A 19,656-nucleotide genomic window follows, 5' to 3' on the forward strand; every position below is an offset into this window, starting at 1 on the left:
TTGGTTCAAATATATACGTAAAATAGAAATACAATAAATCATGAGTTTCATAAACAGTATTATTAAAGTCTTTGTCGGCGATAAATCGCAAAAAGATGTCAAAGCTTTACAACCTTACTTAAACAAAATTAAAACATTCGAATCTTCTCTAATGAGTCTTTCAAACGACGAATTAAGAGCAAGAACCGTTTATTTTAAAGAAAAAATAAAAGAAGCCAGAGCTGATAAGGATGCTAAAATTGCTTCGCTTAAAGCAGAAGTAGAAAACATCGAAGACATCGACAAAAGAGAAGATCTTTATGATGCTATTGACGCTCTTGAAAAAGAAGCTTATGAAATCTCTGAAAAAACTTTGATGGAAATTCTTCCTGAAGCATTTGCGGTTGTTAAAGAAACGGCTCGCCGCTTTAAAGAAAACTCACATATCGAAGTTACGGCAACTCCAAAAGACCGTGAATTCTCTGCTGCAAAATCTTATATCACCATTGAAGGTGAAAAAGCAATTTGGGCAAACAAATGGAATGCTGCAGGAAAGGACATTACTTGGGACATGATCCATTATGATGTTCAGTTAATTGGAGGTATGGTTTTACACGAAGGAAAAGTTGCCGAAATGCAGACTGGAGAAGGTAAAACATTAGTGGCAACTTTACCGCTTTACTTAAATGCTTTGACAGGAAACGGTGTACACTTAGTAACTGTGAATGATTACCTGGCAAAACGTGACAGCACTTGGAAAGCACCATTATTTGAATTCCACGGTTTATCTGTAGATTGTATCGATAACCACCAGCCAAGTACAGAACAAAGAAAAAAAGCATACGATGCCGATATCACTTACGGAACCAACAATGAATTTGGTTTTGACTACTTAAGAGATAACATGGCGCACGCACCAAGTGATCTGGTACAGAGAAAACACAATTATGCGATTGTCGACGAGGTTGACTCGGTATTAATCGATGATGCCAGAACACCGCTTATTATCTCAGGTCCAGTTCCTCAGGGAGATCGTCATGAGTTTAACGAATTGAAACCAAAAATTGAAAACTTAGTTGCACAACAGCGTCAGTTAGCAAATGGTTTCTTAGCAGAAGCTAAAAGATTAATCAAAGAAGGAAATACTAAAGACGGAGGTTTCTTATTATTAAGAGCTTACAGAAGTTTGCCTAAAAACAAAGCTTTAATTAAGTTTTTGAGTGAAGAAGGAATTAAACAATTGCTTCAAAAAACTGAAAATCAATACATGCAGGATAACAACCGTGAAATGCATAAAATTGATGAAGCTTTATATTTTGTGATTGAAGAAAAAAACAATCAGGTTGAATTAACAGATAATGGTATTAAATACCTTTCTGGAGATACTGATTCAGACTTTTTCGTACTTCCAGATATCGGAACAGAAATCGCAGCAATCGAAAAACAAAAATTAGACAAAGACGCTGAAGCAGAAGCCAAAGAAAGATTATTTCAGGATTTTGGTGTAAAAAGTGAGCGCATCCATACTTTAACACAGCTTTTAAAAGCATATGCTCTTTTTGAAAAAGATGTAGAATATGTGATCATGGACAACAAAATTATGATTGTCGATGAGCAGACTGGCCGTATCATGGACGGACGTCGTTATTCTGACGGTCTTCACCAAGCAATCGAAGCAAAAGAAAATGTAAAAATCGAAGCTGCTACGCAGACTTTTGCAACTGTTACATTACAGAATTATTTCAGAATGTACAACAAGCTGGGCGGCATGACAGGTACAGCGGTTACAGAAGCTGGTGAGTTATGGCAGATTTATAAACTGGATGTTGTTGAAATCCCGACCAATCGTGGAATTTCAAGAATTGACAAGGAAGATTATATCTACAAAACAACACGTGAAAAATTCAATGCTGTAATCGAAGATGTTACAGAATTATCAAAAGCAGGAAGACCAGTTCTTATTGGAACAACTTCTGTAGAGATCTCAGAATTATTAAGCCGTATGCTTAAAATGAGAGGAATCACACACAACGTATTGAATGCTAAAATGCATAAGCAAGAAGCTCAAATCGTTGAAGAAGCTGGTAAAGCTGGAGTAGTTACTATCGCAACAAACATGGCTGGTCGTGGTACCGATATTAAATTATCTCCAGAAGTAAAAGCTGCGGGAGGTTTAGCAATCGTTGGTACAGAGCGTCATGACTCGCGTCGTGTAGACAGACAGTTACGTGGTCGTTCTGGTCGTCAGGGAGATCCAGGAAGTTCACAGTTCTATGTTTCTCTTGAGGATAACTTAATGCGTTTGTTCGGTTCTGAAAGAGTTGCAAAAGTTATGGACAGAATGGGACTTAAAGAAGGTGAAGTTATTCAGCATTCTATGATGACTAAATCTATCGAACGTGCACAGAAAAAAGTAGAAGAAAACAACTTTGGTGTTCGTAAACGTTTATTAGAATATGATGACGTAATGAATGCACAGCGTGAAGTAGTATACAAACGCCGTCGTCATGCCTTATTTGGTGAGCGTCTTAAACTAGATATCGCAAACATGCTTTATGATACTTGCGAATTGATCGTAAGCCAAAATAAAGTAACCAATGATTTTAAAGGATTTGACTTCGATTTAATCCGTTATTTCGGAATCACTTCTCCAATTTCAGAGGCTGATTTCACTAAATTATCGGATATTGAAGTTACTGGAAAAGTATACAAAGAAGCTTTAACATTCTACACTGAAAAAACAGAAAGAAGTGCCAGAGAAGCTTTCCCAATTATCAAAGGTGTTTATGAAGAACCAAACAATCATTTTGAAAGAATCGTAGTTCCGTTTACAGACGGTATCAAAACTTTGAATGTAGTAACAGATTTAAAGAAAGCTTATGACAGCGAAGGAGCGCAATTAATTGCTGATTTCGAGAAAAACATCACGCTTTCTATTGTTGACGAAGCTTGGAAAAAACATTTACGTAAAATGGACGAATTGAAACAATCTGTTCAATTGGCTGTTCACGAACAAAAAGATCCATTGCTTATTTACAAATTAGAGGCTTTCAATTTGTTTAGAGGAATGCTGGACAACGTAAACAAAGAGGTTATTTCTTTCTTATTCAAAGGTGATTTACCAGCTCAAAATGTTCCTGAAATTCATGAAGCAAGAGAAGTTCGTCAAAAAGAAAATTTACAATTAAGTAAAGACGAAATTCCTAACAGCGAAAACATCAATCGTGAAGCTGGAGAAACGCAACAGCGTCAGGTAACTGAAACAATTGTAAGAGACATGCCAAAAATCAACAGAAATGATACGGTTACCGTTCAGGAAGTTGCCACTGGTAAAACCGAAACAATGAAGTTTAAAAAAGCCGAAAGCTTAATCGCTGCTGGAACTTGGGTTTTGGTTAGTTAATTTTACGAAAATCTCTTTTAGAGAATAAATATAAAATCTCCGATTATTGAAAAGTAGTCGGAGATTTTTTTATTTTCTTATTTCAATGATATTTAATTTCACATCCCTTTTATTAAAACCTTTTTTCCTACATTTGCTCATCAAAATCTTATAAGCTAAATTGAAAAAATATCTAAAATCTCCATTATTATTGTTACTGACAATATGTTTTGGTTACTTTTTCATCTTAATGATTAAGATTACAATACAGTATTTCCCGTTTAAAACTGACGCAGGTTTTCTTCAAATCAAACAGACAGAAGTTACAGAAATTCCCTTATACCTTGTCTTTTTCTATATTCATGTTTGTTCTTCTATTTTTGTTTTACTAGCTGGATTTTCGCAGTTTAATTCAACGATTTTAAAAAAATATCCAAAGCTCCATCAAATGATGGGGAAATTATATTCCTATACTATTCTTTTTCTCAGCGCACCTTCGGGATTCTTCATAGGTCTTTTTGCCAATGGCGGTTTATTTTCAAAAATATCATTTGTAACACTGGCAACTCTTTGGTTTTATTTTACTCTTAAAGGTGTTACAGCCATAAAAAACAAAGACGTTAATGCTCACAAAATCTTTATGTACAGAAGCTTTGCTTTAAGTTTTTCTGCTATAACATTAAGATTTTGGAAAGTAGTTATCGTTACTATATTTCATCCCGGCCCTATGGACGTTTACCAGATTATTGCATGGCTGGGCTGGATTCCGAACTTATTAATTATCGAATATTATTTATACAACCAATCAAAAAAATGAAAAAACCTTTTTATTTATTACTTGCCGTTTTGCTTTTTTCATGCAATTCAAAAGAGAAAAAAGCTTTAGAAGTCATTCCTGCAAAAACAGAGGAACCTGAACTAATGACAGAACTTTATGGCTCTTGGGTCGGCGATTTTGTTGCAGAAGAACGAACCAATACAGAAACACAAAATGAGATGTACAGCAATAAAATTAACATTTCAATTAAAAAAATTACTTCGTCTGAAGTTACAGGACGAAGCATTGTTGCTGGAAACAACAGACCTTTTACAGGCAGAATGACAAAAAAAGGAGATAAAATACACTTCGTTTTGAATGAACCGGGAGACGATAAAAATGACGGTTTTTTTGAATGCGAAATTAAAAATGATACGCTTCTTGTGGGAACTTGGACAGCAAATAACCCTAATAAGGAAGTGCGAAAAAGAAGTTTTACACTTTCTAAAAAAGAATTTAGATACAATCCGTACTTAAAACTTCCAGAAGAAGGAATGTATGTGGATTATCAAAATCCTAAAATAGAAAAAGTAAAATATGAAGCGGAAGAAACCGAAGATGCAGAAAATATCGGAATCGAAAATGAAGAAACAGAATACGAAAATACTTCTTTGTACAGAGTGGCGTCGGAAAAAGTTGTAACATTGAATTCTTCTGTTCAAAAATTCACTGAATCGGATCTAAAAAATCTAAAGAAAATAGATCTTCAAATTCTTAGAAACACCATTTTTGCCCGCCACGGACTTACTTTTAAAACCAAAACAATCCGTCAGTTTTTTAATCAAGTAGAATGGTATATTCCGATGTACAGCAATGTAGACGATAAACTGACAGCTGTTGAAAAACAAAATATTGCTATTTTAAAACGTTTTGAAAAATACGCAGAAGACAATTATGATTCTTTCGGAAGGTAATTTTTAAAATTTAACCAGTATATTTTAGCCGCGAATTCACAATTTTTTTATCAAAAAGATTGTGAATTCGCGGCTAACTTTTTAGATTAATGATCTTGGATTTTCCTGATAGTAACGGGCTTCAATTCTTTTAATATCTTTTATAGAATTCTTTGCCCAATGCAAACGTTTTTCCAAAATTTCTTCTGCTGACAACTTCCAATCAATATCAGATCTGCGGAGTCTGTTGGTTAAATCCTGAATAATAATGGCCGCAGAAACCGAAATATTTAAACTTTCTGTAAAACCAACCATGGGAATTTTTAAAAAACCATCAGCATTTTCCATGATTTCTGGAGACAAACCTTCTTTTTCTGTTCCAAAAAACAAAGCGCTTGGTTTTGTAATATCAAAATCTTCCAGCATGCAGTCTTTTTCATGCGGTGTTGTCGCAATGATTTGGTAGCCTCTATTTTTTAAACCTGTCAAACATGCCGACACCGATTCAAAACGATTGATGTCTACCCATTTTTGAGCTCCCAAAGCAATCTCTTTATCTATTCTTTTTCCAAAACGCTGTTCGATTATATTCAATTCCTGAATTCCAAAAACTTCACAACTGCGCATGACAGCACTTGTATTATGCATCTGATAAACATCTTCTACAGCAACGGTAAAATGTTTGGTGCGATTGTCGAGTACTTCTAAAAATCGTTCTTTGCGGTTTTCTGTTAATATGTTTTCTAAAAATGCGAGGTAATCTAAATCAATCATTTTATTTGAATTTGCGCAAAAATACACTATTAATGAAATAGAATAAAGATTTATCTTTATTTTCAACGCGCCAATTGCCTGCTGAAATTTTCATTTAGTTTCTGGTGCAATAGATCAGCCTTTTTATGATTTACTATTAAAACATCATCTTTATAAGAATCTCCCATAAAGACGGAGCTTTCGTTTTTAGAATGTTTTTTTAGGCGTTCAAGCATTTTATCCATTTCATCTTTAGAATAATCAACTTTAATAAAAGAGACAAACTGTTCTACAACACTTTTCATTCCTTCATTATAATTAAGAATGATTACATTTTTGTCTGTTTGATGAAAATCTAAAAAGCCTTGAAAATATTTCTCGAGAACTAATGCCCTATATTGTTTAGAATCTATCTGATCGATTTCATTTGGGGTAATTCCAAATACAGCTGGCGGAATCAAATTTGGCACCATATGCATCCCTGCCATCTTTTGATGGGATCTTAAAACCTCTCCCGGATTTCGATACAATAAAGCAAAAGGAATATTTGGGAAAATAGATCGCAAATAATCAATTTCAAAGATATTCCAAGCATCTAGTTTAAGAATCAAATGTTTTTGTTTGGGAAATCTTTTTTGCCCAAAAAAGCGTAAAACCGCTTTTAACAAAGCCGTTTTCGTTTCTGTTCCGAAAATTTCATTTCTCAAAATCTGATCAATAATGGGTGCTTCAGAAATCATAATATTTTCAGACGAAGTAGCCAATGACTGACTCAGCATAGTAGAACCACATCTTGAAATATGAAAAATCAATGATTTCAATTCAACCGAAACCATTTCTTGAGACCAATCAATTGTATTCTCAATCGTACTTAAAACTTTAAAACTTTTAGAATTGTAAGCATGACTTCTGCATTTGGCAATTGTTTCATCAAAAAAGGGTTCTGCAAATTTTAAATCCGATAAATACACCCATTCTACATAGATTCCATTATCTTTTTCTACCAATTTATTCGGAATCCAATTTACGAGCGGCTGTTGAGAGTTTTCCATTTTTGATTTTTATTTTAATTGAAGATCAGCAATAATTTGATTATTAATTTCAGATGGATTTCTAGAAAGCTCAGCAATTATCTGCTGTTTTTCTTCTTCTGAGTATTGATCATTATTAGGAGTATAACTTATATCAAAACCCATTTGAGAGAACAAATTATCAGACCATTCGTTCCGAATGCAATCGAGTGTAAGATGAACGCGAGGTTCTGAACTTTTATTCTGCACGTAGTGGGGCCGCTGAAAATTAGCATACCAGCACTCTCCCATTTTCATCGGAACTAGTTTTTTATCTACATAGAAAAATACTTCCGAGTTAGTTACAATCGGCACGTGAATCCTGAAAAAACCGTCTTCATAAGAAGTGTCATTATCCACATGTTCTTTAATTTCGCTGTCTGATCCAAGCCTTAGTAATCGTACTGCTTCTTTTTCACATTCAAACCAATCCATAATTTCTTTAAAATAAGAGCAACTGTCTAATAAGGGCGTGTTTTTATATTCTTTATCCGGAAAAGAAAGTATATCGGTTTCTTTTCCCGATTGAGAACGCAGCGAAACACTTGTCCAATTGCCTTCATAACGTCCTGTATTAAAATGCGGTGTCCATAAATTGGTTTCGCAGATCAGAAGATCCTGCTGTAATCTTTCTATAGAAAAAGAAATCGGAAGCTGGCATGAAGATGGATTCGTAGGCTTAAAAGAAGATTGGTTTGTCACTATATTGTTGATAATAAAATCATATAATTTCTGAGTAGAATCTTGAACGGTTTCCAAACCTGTTTTCAACACTAAATCTGCCTTTAACGGTACTTCATAAACATCGCTTATACCAGTAAAATTTTTAATTTTATTACTGTCATGTTCTGGCAGTAGTGCTTTTTGATAAAGCCCTTTTGGATCTCTTTGGATCAATTTATCGAGCGAACAATCTAAAAATACCGTCTTTACAAATTCAAATTGAGCAATTTCTTTTCTCAAATCTTCGTACGGATTTATAACAGACATTAAAACAATACAATTGGATTCTACAAAATCGCAACCGACCTTAAAAAGCCTCCTTACGTTTTCGAGGCGGTCTTCTTTAGAAAATCCTAAATCACTGCATATTGTTTTCCGGTACACATCACCGTCTACAATTTTTACCTGATACCCTTTTGCTGATAACATCATACTGACATTTTCTGCCAATGTAGTTTTTCCTGAACCTGATAATCCTGTAAATTGTAGTAAAATCATTTCGATTTTTTTTGTTGAATAATTATTTTAAAGCTAAATAATTTACAAAAATGCCGCAATAAGTAAAAATACGGTTTTTTCTTTCAAAAAAAATAGTGACCATACATCTTAGAAATTGTTATTTTTATCTTTTAATAAAAGAAGAAATGAAAAAGAAACTTGTGGTTTTAACTGGCGCCGGAATTAGTGCCGAGAGCGGTATTAAAACATTTCGCGACAGTGACGGTTTGTGGGAAGGACACGATGTAATGGAAGTTGCAACGCCGGAAGGCTGGCACAAAAATCAAGAACTGGTTTTGGATTTTTACAACAAACGTCGCCAGCAGTTAAAAGAAGTACAGCCTAATCCCGGACATATTATTTTGGCAGCATTAGAACAAGATTTTGATGTACATATTATCACTCAAAATGTAGACGATCTGCATGAACGCGCCGGAAGCACAAAAGTTTTACATCTTCACGGAGAATTGTTAAAAGTAAGAAGTACCCAAAACAAAAACCTTATTCTGGATTGGACAGAAGATTTATTTACAGGCGATCTCGATGCAGATGGTCATCAACTTCGCCCTCATATTGTGTGGTTCGGCGAAGAAGTTCCTGCGCTTGAATCTGCAATTGACATAACCGAAACAGCCGACTATTTTGCGGTAATTGGCACTTCGCTGCAAGTTTATCCTGCAGCAGGTTTAATCTCGTATACGCCAAGTACAACGCCTGTTTTTTATATTGATCCAAAACCTATTTCGATTCCGAACATTAGAAATAAAGTTGAAACAATTGCCAAGTTTGCTTCTGAAGGAGTTGCGGATCTAAGAGAACGATTAAAATCACTTTAAACACCTAATCATTAAACACGAATGATCATGAAGATTATTTATTTTGGAATCATTTAAACACCAATTGAAAAATTAGTGTTTGTTTTCTTTTTCCCTTTTAAAATACTTCCAATTGACTTTGTGATTACTTTAAATCCGTAAATTCTGTTTATATTTGCACCTTTCGAAAAACAACATAACAATGACTACTCTAAACGAATTGAATGCTATATCGCCAATTGATGGACGTTATAGAAATAAAACCCAAAATTTAGCACCTTACTTTTCCGAAGAAGCTTTAATAAAATACCGCGTTTTGGTTGAAGTGGAATATTTTATTGCTTTATGCGAAATTCCGTTACCACAATTAAAAGGTATTGATTCTGGTTTATTTGACAGCCTTAGAAACATTTACAAAAATTTTTCTACAGAAGATGCACTTTGGATTAAAGAAACAGAAAAAGTAACCAACCACGATGTAAAAGCAGTAGAATACTTTATTAAGGATGCTTTTGAAAAATTAGGTTTATCTCAATACAAAGAGTTCATTCACTTCGGATTAACATCTCAGGATATTAACAACACTGCCATTCCGCTTTCTACAAAAGAAGCTTTTGAGCAGGTTTACATGCCGACTTTAATATCTTTAATTTCTAAATTAAAAGAGTTAAGCACCGAATGGAAAGACATTCCGATGCTGGCACGTACGCACGGACAGCCGGCTTCTCCTACTCGTTTAGGAAAAGAAATTTTAGTTTTTGTTGAACGTCTTGAAGAACAAATGCGTTTGTTATTCAATATTCCGTTTGCGGCAAAATTTGGAGGCGCAACAGGAAACTTTAATGCACATCATGTAGCCTATCCTCAAATTGACTGGAAACAATTCGGAAACAAATTTGTTGAAACCGATCTTGGTTTACAACATTCTTTCCCAACAACTCAGATAGAGCACTACGATCATTTTGCAGCATTTTTTGATGCTTTAAAAAGAATCAATACCATCATCATCGATTTAGACCGCGACATTTGGACGTATGTTTCGATGGATTATTTCAAACAAAAAATCAAAGCCGGCGAAATTGGTTCTTCTGCAATGCCGCACAAAGTAAACCCAATTGACTTTGAAAACTCTGAAGGAAACTTAGGAATTGCAAATGCTATTTTTGAGCATTTAGCAGCCAAATTACCAATCTCAAGATTACAGCGTGATCTTACTGACAGTACCGTTTTACGTAATGTGGGCGTTCCGTTTGGGCATACTATTATCGCTTTTGAAGCTACTTTGAAAGGTTTGAACAAATTACTTTTAAACGAAAATAAATTCGCTGAAGATTTAGAGAAAAACTGGGCTGTTGTGGCCGAAGCTATTCAGACTATTTTGCGTCGTGAAGCGTATCCAAATCCATACGAAGCTTTAAAAGGTTTAACAAGAACTAATGAGGCAATTGACAAAAATGCAATTCATAATTTTATTTCGACTTTGGAAGTTTCAGAAGCTGTTAGAGCAGAATTAATGCAGATAACACCTAGTAATTACACAGGAATTTAAAGAAAACCTAAAATATTTTGTCAAAAAAAGCTATCTTTATCGAGATAGCTTTTTTTTATTAATTATTTCGAGCGAAACCAGCCCAGATTACACCTAATTTAATTTTCGTAAAAATTAAAGTGAATTTATTTTAATAAAAGCTGGATGAGTTCTTAAAGAAAAAATACCACTTTATGATTGCCTTAAGCGCCGCTGCTGAAACTACACACCACTTAAAACCTTTAATTAGTGATTTGGGATTAATCCTGATGACTGCTGGAATCGCTGTTCTATTATTTAAAAAAATGAAACAGCCTTTAGTCCTTGGGTATTTAATCGCCGGATTTTTGGCTGGAAATCATTTTGATTTCTTTCCATCAATATCAGACATGCACAGCGTTGAAGTCTGGGCAGAAATTGGGGTAATCTTCCTGCTGTTTAGTCTCGGTCTCGAATTTAGTTTTAAGAAATTGATGAAAGTCGGCGGCACGTCCTCAGTCACGGCCATAACCCAGATTATCTTTATGGTGATGATTGGTTATTTTGTTGGACAATGGATGGGCTGGGGAAAAATGGATAGTATTTTTTTAGGTGCTACGCTTTCAATTTCATCCACAACTATTATTATCAGGGCTTTTGATGAATTGAATGTAAAAGGAAAAAAGTTCGTCGGTATAGTATTTGGAGCTCTTATTGTAGAAGATATTGTTGCCATTTTAATGCTTGTTTTATTATCTACAATTGCTGTAAGCAACGAAGTTTCTGGAGGCGCATTGCTGCAGTCGGTTTTAAAACTAATTTTCTTTTTAATTATCTGGTTCTTGGGCGGTATTTTCATTATTCCGACTATTTTTAAAAAAGCCAAACATCTTTTAACAGACGAAATGCTTTTGATTATTTCGCTCGCTCTTTGTTTAATGATGGTTATGTTCGCTAATGAAGTAGGCTTCTCTCCTGCTTTAGGTGCTTTTATTATGGGTTCTATTATAGCAGAAACTACAATGGCCGAGAAAATAGAACATTTGATTCAGCCTGTAAAAGATCTTTTTGGTGCCGTTTTCTTCGTTTCTGTTGGAATGTTAATCAATCCCGAAACTTTGGTCAATTATGCGCTTCCGGTAGCAATAATTACTTTAGTTACAATTTTCGGAAAAGCATTCAGTTCTTCTTTTGGTGCGTTACTATCTGGGCAGCCTTTAAAACAATCTGTGCAAACAGGTATGAGTCTCGCACAAATTGGAGAGTTCTCTTTTATTATTGCAACTTTAGGAATGACGCTTAAAGTAACAAGCGACTTTTTATATCCTATTATCGTGGCTGTTTCTGCAGTGACTACATTTACAACACCTTTTTTAATTAAATATTCAGAATCTTTTGCACTGGCTTTAGAACAAAAATTACCCAAAAAATGGATTAAAAACATCAACCGATACAGTGTCAATGCACAGGCGATAAAGTCTGTTAGTACTTGGCAGGTTGTACTTCGCGCGTCAGTTACACAGATTATTCTTCATACTATTATTATAACAGCTATTATTTTATTGTCTTCCAAATTTGTTGCGCCGCTGGTAGCCGACACCAGATTTGGAAACACTTTGGCAGCTTTAATTACATTGGCCGTAATTGCACCTTTTTTATGGGCACTTTCGCTGCGTCGTGTAAAAGTAGATGAAGTAGAATCTTTATGGGAAGAACGAAAATACAGAGGTGCGCTTTTGATGCTTATTTTGATCAGAATGAGCCTTGGGTTATTTTTTGTCGGCTTTTTATTGAACATTTTTTTCTCACCTTTGGTTGCTTTTGTTGCTTTGATTATTGCTATTGGAGCTTATCAAATTTTTCCTAAAAAGTTAAACGAACAATATCATCGCATCGAAAGTCATTTCCTTAAAAACTTAAACGACCGCGAAAACAAAAAAATCGACCGTCGTTATGCCAATTTAATGCCTTGGGACGGTCACATGTCTTTTTTTGACATTGGAAAAGAATCGAATCTTGCTGGAAAAACATTGCAAGAACTTCGTATTCGAGAACAAATGGGGATTAATATTGCGTACATTAAACGCGGTGATGTCATGATTTCTATACCGACGAAAACTGAACGTCTTTTTCCTGGTGATGAAATCTGCGTGATCGGAACAGATGCTCAAATTACAGAGTTTACCAAATATCTAAACCAAAACGAAACTGAAGCTGCGAAAGAAGTAGAAGAAGCTGAAATTGTTCTAAGACAATTAGAAATTGCTGACGATGATTTTATTGAAAAAAGTATTGGCCAGTTTAGATTTAAAACCGGAGGAATGGTTGTTGGAATTGAACGAAACGGAAATCGAAACCTAAATCCAGAATCGAATGTTATTTTGCAGAAAAATGATATTATCTGGGTTGTGGGTGATAAAAAGAAAATGAATGCTTTGTTTAGGAAGGTATAGTTTTTTTTTAAGGTGCTAAGGTTCTCAGAGTCTAAGGTGCTAAGTTTTTTTGATTTTTTCGAATCTGACAAAAGAAAAAGCTTCTGAATTTCTAATTTCAATTAGAATTTCAGAAGCTTTTTTGTTCTTCATATCTTTATCTTAGAAGCTTAGTACCTCAGAAACTTAGTTCCTTAGAATACCAGAAGCTCAAACTACTTATTTGGCTGCGGTGTCAAACGCAGGTATGGTTTAATCGGAGTGTGTCCTTTTGGAAATTTGGCCGGAATATCACTATCTGGAATTGCAGGCGCAATTACTACATCTTCTCCGTCTTTCCAGTTTGCAGGCGTTGCCACGCTGTAATTTGCCGTTAATTGTAAACTGTCAATCACACGAAGTAATTCATCAAAATTTCTTCCTGTCGAAGCTGGATAAGTCAAAGTCAATTTGATTTTTTTGTCTGGCCCGATTACAAAAACAGAACGAACTGTAAATTTATCACTCGCATTTGGATGCAGCATATCGTACAGATTGGCTACTTTTTTATCTTCGTCGGCTATGATCGGGAAATTAACCTCTGTATTTTGAGTTTCATTAATATCTTTAATCCACTCTTTGTGTGAGTCCAGACCGTCAACACTCAAAGCGATTACTTTAGTATTTCTTTTAGTAAATTCTGGAACATAGTTCGCTACAGTTCCAAGTTCTGTTGTGCAGACAGGCGTAAAATCTGCTGGATGTGAAAATAAAACACCCCAAGAATCTCCAAGCCATTCGTGAAAATTAATTGGTCCCTGTGTGGTTTCTGCATGAAAATCTGGAGCTATATCGCCTAATCGTAATGTTGACATAATTTTATAGTTTTTAGTTCCACTAAAATTAACTAAAAAATGGATTTGGAAAACATATAAAAATTAAAATAAAGTTAAAATTCTACTAGCTCTATATAATTAATACGAAATGAGATATTTTTAATTTTTTAAATACCTGCATTAGATTTATGAGTTTAATAAAACATCACTAAAATCAAATAAAACCCACAATAAAATACCAAATAGCGAGCGTTACAAAAGAAATTGGGATTCCAAAACCAATCATCATACTGCTTAATTTTGGTTTCAGTCCATAAGTAGAGGCTAAAATAGCGCCTGTAATCATGGGCGCCATAGCGGTTTCCATTATTGTAATCTTTATGGCTTCTGAATGCTGGTTGAAAATAAAAACATACAGCACAAAAATTATAAACGGTACCAAAAGCAACTTAAAGAAGAGCCCAAGACGAAGAAATTTCCAATGCTGGCTTTTTCTATCAAAAGTCAATTGCAAACCAACAGAAAGCAAAGCTAAAGGCGTAACCAGACTTCCGATTTTCAACAAAAGAGATTGAATATTTTCATTTAAATCAAAATCTAAAATATTCATCAAACAGGCAATGACAAACATTATGAATGGCGGAAATAAAAGAACCTTTTTTATAATCCCCCACGCATTTGTGCTTCCTTTAGAATAAAAAGCGGCCGTAAAAACGCCCAATGTAGAAACCACAACAAATGTTCCCGGCTGATCGACCAAAACAGCTGTTTCTAAACCTTTTTTTCCGAACAAAGCTTCAATAATGGGATATCCTAGAAATGAACTATTACTGAGTCCAGCAGTCAGAATCAGACATCCAATTAATTTATTGGACCAGCCTTGTATTCTTCCTAAAATATGAAAAAATAAAAAAGCTAAAATATAAGTGATCCAGCCCGCGCCTATCGGAAACAACAATTCATTGCTCCACTTAATCTTCGGAATATGGTATAAAGTTATAGCAGGAAGACAAAAATAAATGACAATTTTATTAAGAGTCTTATAGATATGAGTTGGAAATTGTCTTACTCGTTGTAAAACTAAACCAAGCGCAAGGAAGAAAAATATTAGTATAAAGTTGTTCATATCGTAAGATCAAAACAAAAATAGGGATTTATAAATTGAGGTAAAAGATTAATTTTTAGTTAAAATCGTTTTTTGTGTTACAAAACAAACTATATTTGTAACAAATTTTATTACAGTATGATTTCAGGTAAATTTGCCATAACGGTTCACATTCTTACTTTGCTGAATAAATTTCCGAACGATTATTTATCATCGGAGTTTATTGCAGGAAGCATGAATTTAAATCCGGTTTTGGTTCGAAAAGAAATTGCCAACCTAAAAGCACATCATATTGTAGAAAGTAAAGAAGGTAAAAATGGCGGTACAAAACTGGCTGTAAACGCTTCAAATTTGTCATTAAAAGAAATATTCGAAATGACTTTTGAAAGTATCGGTTTAGGTTTTGCTAAAAATCAGCCAAATCCAGATTGTCCCGTCGGAAAAAAAATCAATCAAAATTTGGAAGCTTTGTATAGTGAAATGAACAAAAATGTCAGCGCACAGCTGGAAAACATTTCATTAGAAGATTTTTCGAATCAATTTTAAAAACCTTTTTTTATTCAAAACTGTAACATTTTTTATTACTAATTAAAATTATATAATTATGAAAATTGCAATTATCGGAGCAACAGGATTTGTAGGCTCAGCTTTATTAAATGAATTCGCAGACAGAAAACATGAAATCACGGCTGTTGCCAGAACTCCAAAAGATACCGCAAACGCCAAATGGGTTGCAGCAGATGTTTATAATGTTGAAGCTTTGGCAGAAATTCTAAAAGGACATGATGTAATTGTAAACGCATTTAATCCGGGATGGACAAACCCAAACATTTACGATGATTTTTTAGCTGGATCAAAAGCGATTCAAGAAGCTGCTAAAAAATCGGGAGTTAAACGTTTTATTACTATCGGAGGTGCAGGAAGTTTGTTTGTTGCTCCAGATTTACAAGCCGTTGATACGCCAGATTTTCCAAAAGAAATTTATCCTGGTGCCAACGCAGCAAGACATTATTTAAACATAATCAAAGAAGAAAAAGATTTGGATTGGGCATTTTTCAGTCCGGCTTTTGAAATGCACGCAGGAACTAAAACAGGAAGAACCGGGAAATATCGTTTAGGATTAGAAAATCCAGTTTTTAATGACGAACAAAGAAGTATTTTATCAGTAGAAGATTTAGCCGTTGTTATTGCTGACGAAGTTGAAAATCCAAAACACCACCAAGTTCGTTTTACTGCGGGATATTAATTTTAAGATACTAAAGGCACTAAGATGCTAATAGTCTGAGCTTTTTTAGCCGTGAATTAGACAAATTTTTATTAATTCTATTTTTCAAATAGCACTTTGAGAATAACAAATTAGTAAAAATTCGTTTAATTCGCGGCTAACTAACTTTTTGTAACTGTTTTTGTTTTCTGTACTTTTACAGAACAAAAAAACTGCTGTGTCTGATTTAAGAAAACAATCGAGTGCTTTACAAGAAAAAGCTGGGATTTCACCTCCAGAAATCACCAATAAGACTGCTATCAATCAGATAAAAAAAAACAGACAACAGCAACCTACTTCAGAAGAATTAATTGCTGCTATACTAGACGGAAACCGAACGGCTTTGAGCCGTGCTATAACTTTGGCGGAAAGCACCAATCCTGCTCATTTTGAAAAAGCTGGAGCGATCATTCAAGGCTGCCTGCCGCATGCCAATAAATCCATACGTATCGGCATTACGGGCGTCCCTGGTGTTGGAAAAAGTACTTTTATCGAAGTTTTTGGAAAACACTTAACCCAGCTGGGCAAAAAAGTTGCCGTTCTGGCTGTCGATCCGAGCAGTTCGCTTTCGCATGGAAGTATTCTCGGTGATAAAACCCGAATGGAAGAATTGGTAAAAGATGAAAATGCTTTTATCAGGCCAAGTGCTTCTGGAGAAACTTTAGGCGGTGTAGCGCGTAAAACCAGAGAAACCATCATTTTATGTGAAGCTGCTGGTTTTGATACTATTCTTATTGAAACCGTAGGTGTTGGTCAAAGTGAAACCGCTGTACACAGTATGGTAGATTTCTTTTTACTTTTAAAAATTTCTGGTGCCGGCGACGAACTTCAAGGCATTAAGCGCGGGATTATGGAAATGGCCGATGCCATTGTAATCAACAAAGCTGATGGCGATAATATTAAAAAATCTAATCTGGCAAAAGTAGAATTTAACCGTGCTTTGCATTTATTTCCTAAAAGAGAATCTTCTTGGGAACCAAAAGTCACAACCTGCAGCGCAGTAACAAAAACTGGTATTTCTGAGATCTGGGAGTTAATCTCAAGTTACTTTGACCTAACGAAGCAAAGTGGTTATTTTGAACAAAAACGAAAAGATCAAAATCATTTTTGGATGCTGGAAACTATTAACGATCAGCTAAAAACAAACTTTTACAATAACCCTGAAGTTATTCTAGCATTAGAAGAAAATAAAAAAGCAGTGCAAAACAATGAAATTTCATCGTTTGCAGCTGCTCAGAGTTTATTACAATTGTATTTCAAAAAATAGTCTTTTTAAAACCATGTAAGCAATATAAGTTCATTTGAAAACTTAAATTCCCTCATATCCCTTACATAGTAAAACTTATTTTTTCCTCAATTTGTATTCATTTTCTTTGTACAGATTTCCTGCCGTAATTACATGCGCCAAAGCATCTTTTGCCAAGTCTTCATTTAATTTTACAGGTACTAAAGTCGTATCATTTTTTATCTTGAACTGAAGCGGTTTTAAATTGGGCTGCATAATCACAACCTGATTTTCTACTCTAAAAGCATTGATATCATTAAACTGCATGATGGATCTTCCCTTCACTTCTGGTTTTAATTTGGTCAAATTTCGCCCCACCATAGGTGTTTCGAACGGAAGTCCTAAATAACCTAATAATGTTGGCGGAATATCAATCTGGCTTGCCAATTTGGAATACGAAACTCCTTTTGGAACTCCAGGCCCCATAATTAATGCGGGAATATGAAACTTGTTGATTGGAACTAAATTCTTTCCGTACGTTCTGGTGTTATGATCTGCGATTACGATGAAAATAGTGTTCTTAAAATAGGCTTCTTTTTTGGCCATTTCAAAGAATTTTCCAATAGAAAAATCAGCATACTTCATTGCATTGTTTACAGTAGCAGCTTTTTTATCATAGGTTTTTATCCTTCCTTCTGGATATTCAAAAGGCTCATGATTTGAAGTTGAAAACATTAAAGAGAAAAAAGGTTTGTCTCCTTTAGACTTAAAATAACTGTTGGCTTTGGTTACTAAATCTTCGTCTGAATACCCCCAAGTCCCTTTAAAAGCATATTTATTTCCATCAGATTCAAATTCTGTCTGATCAATAATGTTTGAGAAACCATTTCCGTTAAAGAAAGAAGCCATATTATCAAAATTAGCCATGCCGCCGTAAATAAAACTGGTGTCGTAACCTTTTTGCTTTAAAGCATCTGCCAGCGTAAAAAATCCTTGCTGCGAGTTTCCTAATTTTACAACACTTTCAGAAGGCGAAGGCAGAAATCCAGTTACAACGGCTTCTATACCACGAACACTTCTTGTCCCTGTACAATACAAATTGGTAAACAGCAATCCTTCTTTAGAAAGTTTATCAAATTCTGGAGTCAGAGGTTTTCCCCCTAAAATTCCAACATACTCAGCGCCTAAGCTTTCTTGCAAAAAGATTACCAGATTATACGGTTTAGCGTTTGCAGAATCCGGCTGCTGCAGGTGCAAAAATGGAATCTCTGGATCTTTAAAATCATTTTTATCTGCCATCATGTATTTTTTTACACGAGCGATGGCTTCGGCTTCGTCCATTTTGCCGTACATTTTAGTGTTTCCTTCGTTTTTAATCGAATAAGCGGCAAAAGCAACGGTGTAAAATGAATTTAATCCTAAACAATTTGTAAGTTGATCTGTAGAAAATACAGCATTACTAGCATTAATCGGACGTTTTGAAGTAAGACTTGAACGCGCTCCAAAAAACAGCAAAAATGCTACTAACGGAAAAATTAGTAATTTGAGTTTATATTCGGAAGCACTTGTATGAAAATATTTTTTACCTTTTTTGAAAGCAAAATACAAAGCAGCGCCTAAAATTAAAAACGTAACAATAATTGAGATCAAATAGCTTTTTAGAAGCATCCCGACTACCTCTTTTGGATAAATAAGATAATCCAGAAAAATCTTGTTGGGTCTTGTATCATATTGCTTAACAAAATCTGGCGAAGCCAATTCTACAAAAAGAATCAGAAACAAAAACAAGAAACTGTAAATTACCAAAAAACGGTTGGTGAATTGCAGCCATTTATTCGGTAAAAAAGTAATCAGTAATGCCGGAAGAAATGACAAGTAACAAAGGAGAATCAAATCCATTCGTAAACCAATCGGAAAGATGTACCAATATTCTGGTGTCTGTTCAACTCGGTCTTTAAACAGAAAGAACAAAAAGATTCTACTTAAAGTGGTAATCAATAAACCTATTGCAATAAAATTAAAAATAGGCTTTAAAAAAGATAATTTTTTCATCAATAAAAAATTAGAACGTAAAAGAAAATAAAGTCCGCTAAAAGATTACTCTTCGTAGCGGTTTATTTCGCGGTCATAAAACTCATTAGCTTTTTCAATCAAACCTTCCATTTCGGCGTTTAATTCAGCTTCATCCAAATCTTCTGCCTCTTCTAAGAATTCTACCTCATCATCTTTCAAATTGATAATGAATCTAGGGTAATCTAAGTGAATGATAAAAATATCATCTGGAAAATCAGTATTGTCTCCAAGTAAAAATTTAGGTAATTCCATATTATTTATATTTTAGTTTTATATTTTCTTTTGCTACAGATTATTTTTTCGCC

16 protein-coding genes are annotated in these 19,656 nt (G+C 34.5%); 9 read left to right on the forward strand and 7 right to left on the reverse strand.

Annotated features, from left to right (window positions below; all coding sequences use genetic code 11):
• Positions 1–40: 40 nt before the first annotated feature.
• From secA to C4F50_RS19055, 3 genes are all read left to right on the forward strand, one after another.
• Positions 41–3,382, forward strand: a complete 3,342-nt coding sequence (gene secA, locus C4F50_RS19045; protein ID WP_194140229.1) for a preprotein translocase subunit SecA — start codon at positions 41–43, stop codon at positions 3,380–3,382.
• Between the two features lie 160 nt (positions 3,383–3,542).
• Positions 3,543–4,178 carry a DUF2306 domain-containing protein gene (locus C4F50_RS19050; RefSeq protein ID WP_228012082.1) on the forward strand — a complete coding sequence of 212 codons (636 nt, stop codon included), beginning with the start codon at positions 3,543–3,545 and terminating at the stop codon, positions 4,176–4,178.
• Positions 4,175–5,092 (forward strand): YARHG domain-containing protein, encoded by a 918-nt coding sequence (locus C4F50_RS19055; protein WP_194140231.1) that lies wholly within the window; start codon positions 4,175–4,177, stop codon positions 5,090–5,092. Before C4F50_RS19050 ends, C4F50_RS19055 begins: the two co-directional genes overlap by 4 nt.
• Positions 5,093–5,173: 81 nt before the next feature.
• On the opposite strand, the gene C4F50_RS19060 is transcribed toward C4F50_RS19055, so the two are convergent.
• The 3 genes from C4F50_RS19060 to cysC form a co-directional block, all read right to left on the reverse strand.
• Positions 5,174–5,845, reverse strand: coding sequence for a TrmH family RNA methyltransferase (locus C4F50_RS19060; protein ID WP_194140232.1), 672 nt, complete (start codon positions 5,843–5,845; stop codon positions 5,174–5,176).
• Between the two features lie 62 nt (positions 5,846–5,907).
• Positions 5,908–6,876 carry a sulfotransferase family protein gene (locus C4F50_RS19065; RefSeq protein ID WP_194140233.1) on the reverse strand — a complete coding sequence of 323 codons (969 nt, stop codon included), beginning with the start codon at positions 6,874–6,876 and terminating at the stop codon, positions 5,908–5,910.
• Positions 6,877–6,885: 9 nt separating this feature from the next.
• Complete coding sequence (cysC, locus tag C4F50_RS25710) at positions 6,886–8,115, reverse strand: adenylyl-sulfate kinase (RefSeq protein ID WP_228012083.1); 1,230 nt, start codon at positions 8,113–8,115, stop codon at positions 6,886–6,888.
• A gap of 146 nt (positions 8,116–8,261) precedes the next feature.
• Between cysC and C4F50_RS19080 the strand changes: the two genes are divergently transcribed.
• The 3 genes from C4F50_RS19080 (at position 8,262) to C4F50_RS19090 (ending at position 12,890) form a co-directional block, all read left to right on the forward strand.
• On the forward strand, positions 8,262–8,951 hold the full coding sequence (locus tag C4F50_RS19080; RefSeq protein WP_194140234.1) for an SIR2 family NAD-dependent protein deacylase: 690 nt from the start codon (positions 8,262–8,264) through the stop codon (positions 8,949–8,951).
• A gap of 181 nt (positions 8,952–9,132) precedes the next feature.
• The gene (purB, locus tag C4F50_RS19085; protein WP_194140235.1) at positions 9,133–10,479 is read left to right on the forward strand and encodes an adenylosuccinate lyase; all 1,347 of its coding nucleotides are present in this window, start codon (positions 9,133–9,135) and stop codon (positions 10,477–10,479) included.
• 173 nt (positions 10,480–10,652) lie between these two features.
• On the forward strand, positions 10,653–12,890 hold the full coding sequence (locus C4F50_RS19090) for a cation:proton antiporter domain-containing protein (RefSeq protein WP_194140236.1): 2,238 nt from the start codon (positions 10,653–10,655) through the stop codon (positions 12,888–12,890).
• Between the two features lie 194 nt (positions 12,891–13,084).
• Here C4F50_RS19090 and C4F50_RS19095 read toward each other — a convergent pair whose 3' ends face one another.
• Positions 13,085–13,723, reverse strand: a complete 639-nt coding sequence (locus C4F50_RS19095; RefSeq protein ID WP_073408764.1) for a peroxiredoxin — start codon at positions 13,721–13,723, stop codon at positions 13,085–13,087.
• Between the two features lie 175 nt (positions 13,724–13,898).
• Positions 13,899–14,810, reverse strand: coding sequence for an AEC family transporter (locus tag C4F50_RS19100; RefSeq protein ID WP_194140237.1), 912 nt, complete (start codon positions 14,808–14,810; stop codon positions 13,899–13,901).
• 117 nt (positions 14,811–14,927) lie between these two features.
• Here C4F50_RS19100 and C4F50_RS19105 point away from each other — a divergent pair, with 117 nt between their 5' ends.
• The 3 genes from C4F50_RS19105 (at position 14,928) to meaB (ending at position 17,320) form a co-directional block, all read left to right on the forward strand.
• A complete protein-coding gene (locus C4F50_RS19105) occupies positions 14,928–15,335 on the forward strand; it encodes an RrF2 family transcriptional regulator (protein ID WP_194140238.1) in 408 nt (135 codons plus the stop codon).
• A gap of 58 nt (positions 15,336–15,393) precedes the next feature.
• Positions 15,394–16,035, forward strand: coding sequence for an NAD(P)-dependent oxidoreductase (locus C4F50_RS19110; RefSeq protein ID WP_194140239.1), 642 nt, complete (start codon positions 15,394–15,396; stop codon positions 16,033–16,035).
• A 196-nt stretch (positions 16,036–16,231) separates the two neighbouring features.
• Positions 16,232–17,320, forward strand: a complete 1,089-nt coding sequence (gene meaB / locus C4F50_RS19115; RefSeq protein ID WP_194140240.1) for a methylmalonyl Co-A mutase-associated GTPase MeaB — start codon at positions 16,232–16,234, stop codon at positions 17,318–17,320.
• 75 nt (positions 17,321–17,395) lie between these two features.
• On the opposite strand, the gene C4F50_RS19120 is transcribed toward meaB, so the two are convergent.
• Together C4F50_RS19120 and C4F50_RS19125 are read right to left on the reverse strand one after the other, a co-directional pair.
• Entirely contained in the window at positions 17,396–19,330 is a 1,935-nt protein-coding gene (locus tag C4F50_RS19120; RefSeq protein WP_194140241.1) for an LTA synthase family protein, read from the reverse strand.
• 45 nt (positions 19,331–19,375) lie between these two features.
• Complete coding sequence (locus tag C4F50_RS19125) at positions 19,376–19,603, reverse strand: DUF8828 family protein (protein ID WP_072973177.1); 228 nt, start codon at positions 19,601–19,603, stop codon at positions 19,376–19,378.
• Between the last annotated feature and the right edge of the window lie 53 nt (positions 19,604–19,656).

This window comes from Flavobacterium hungaricum (assembly GCF_015182285.1).
Taxonomy (GTDB): Bacteria; Bacteroidota; Bacteroidia; order Flavobacteriales; family Flavobacteriaceae; genus Flavobacterium; species Flavobacterium hungaricum.

What these genes read in the sequence shown, in the direction of transcription:
- secA (WP_194140229.1), top strand. Translation starts at nt 41, where the DNA reads ATGAGTTTCATAAACAGTATTATTAAAGTCTTTGTCGGCGATAAATCG.
- C4F50_RS19055 (WP_194140231.1), top strand. Translation starts at nt 4,175, where the DNA reads ATGAAAAAACCTTTTTATTTATTACTTGCCGTTTTGCTTTTTTCATGC.
- C4F50_RS19060 (WP_194140232.1), bottom strand. Translation starts at nt 5,845, where the DNA reads ATGATTGATTTAGATTACCTCGCATTTTTAGAAAACATATTAACAGAA.
- C4F50_RS19065 (WP_194140233.1), bottom strand. Translation starts at nt 6,876, where the DNA reads ATGGAAAACTCTCAACAGCCGCTCGTAAATTGGATTCCGAATAAATTG.
- cysC (WP_228012083.1), bottom strand. Translation starts at nt 8,115, where the DNA reads ATGATTTTACTACAATTTACAGGATTATCAGGTTCAGGAAAAACTACA.
- C4F50_RS19080 (WP_194140234.1), top strand. Translation starts at nt 8,262, where the DNA reads ATGAAAAAGAAACTTGTGGTTTTAACTGGCGCCGGAATTAGTGCCGAG.
- purB (WP_194140235.1), top strand. Translation starts at nt 9,133, where the DNA reads ATGACTACTCTAAACGAATTGAATGCTATATCGCCAATTGATGGACGT.
- C4F50_RS19090 (WP_194140236.1), top strand. Translation starts at nt 10,653, where the DNA reads ATGATTGCCTTAAGCGCCGCTGCTGAAACTACACACCACTTAAAACCT.
- C4F50_RS19095 (WP_073408764.1), bottom strand. Translation starts at nt 13,723, where the DNA reads ATGTCAACATTACGATTAGGCGATATAGCTCCAGATTTTCATGCAGAA.
- C4F50_RS19100 (WP_194140237.1), bottom strand. Translation starts at nt 14,810, where the DNA reads ATGAACAACTTTATACTAATATTTTTCTTCCTTGCGCTTGGTTTAGTT.
- C4F50_RS19105 (WP_194140238.1), top strand. Translation starts at nt 14,928, where the DNA reads ATGATTTCAGGTAAATTTGCCATAACGGTTCACATTCTTACTTTGCTG.
- C4F50_RS19110 (WP_194140239.1), top strand. Translation starts at nt 15,394, where the DNA reads ATGAAAATTGCAATTATCGGAGCAACAGGATTTGTAGGCTCAGCTTTA.
- C4F50_RS19120 (WP_194140241.1), bottom strand. Translation starts at nt 19,330, where the DNA reads ATGAAAAAATTATCTTTTTTAAAGCCTATTTTTAATTTTATTGCAATA.
- C4F50_RS19125 (WP_072973177.1), bottom strand. Translation starts at nt 19,603, where the DNA reads ATGGAATTACCTAAATTTTTACTTGGAGACAATACTGATTTTCCAGAT.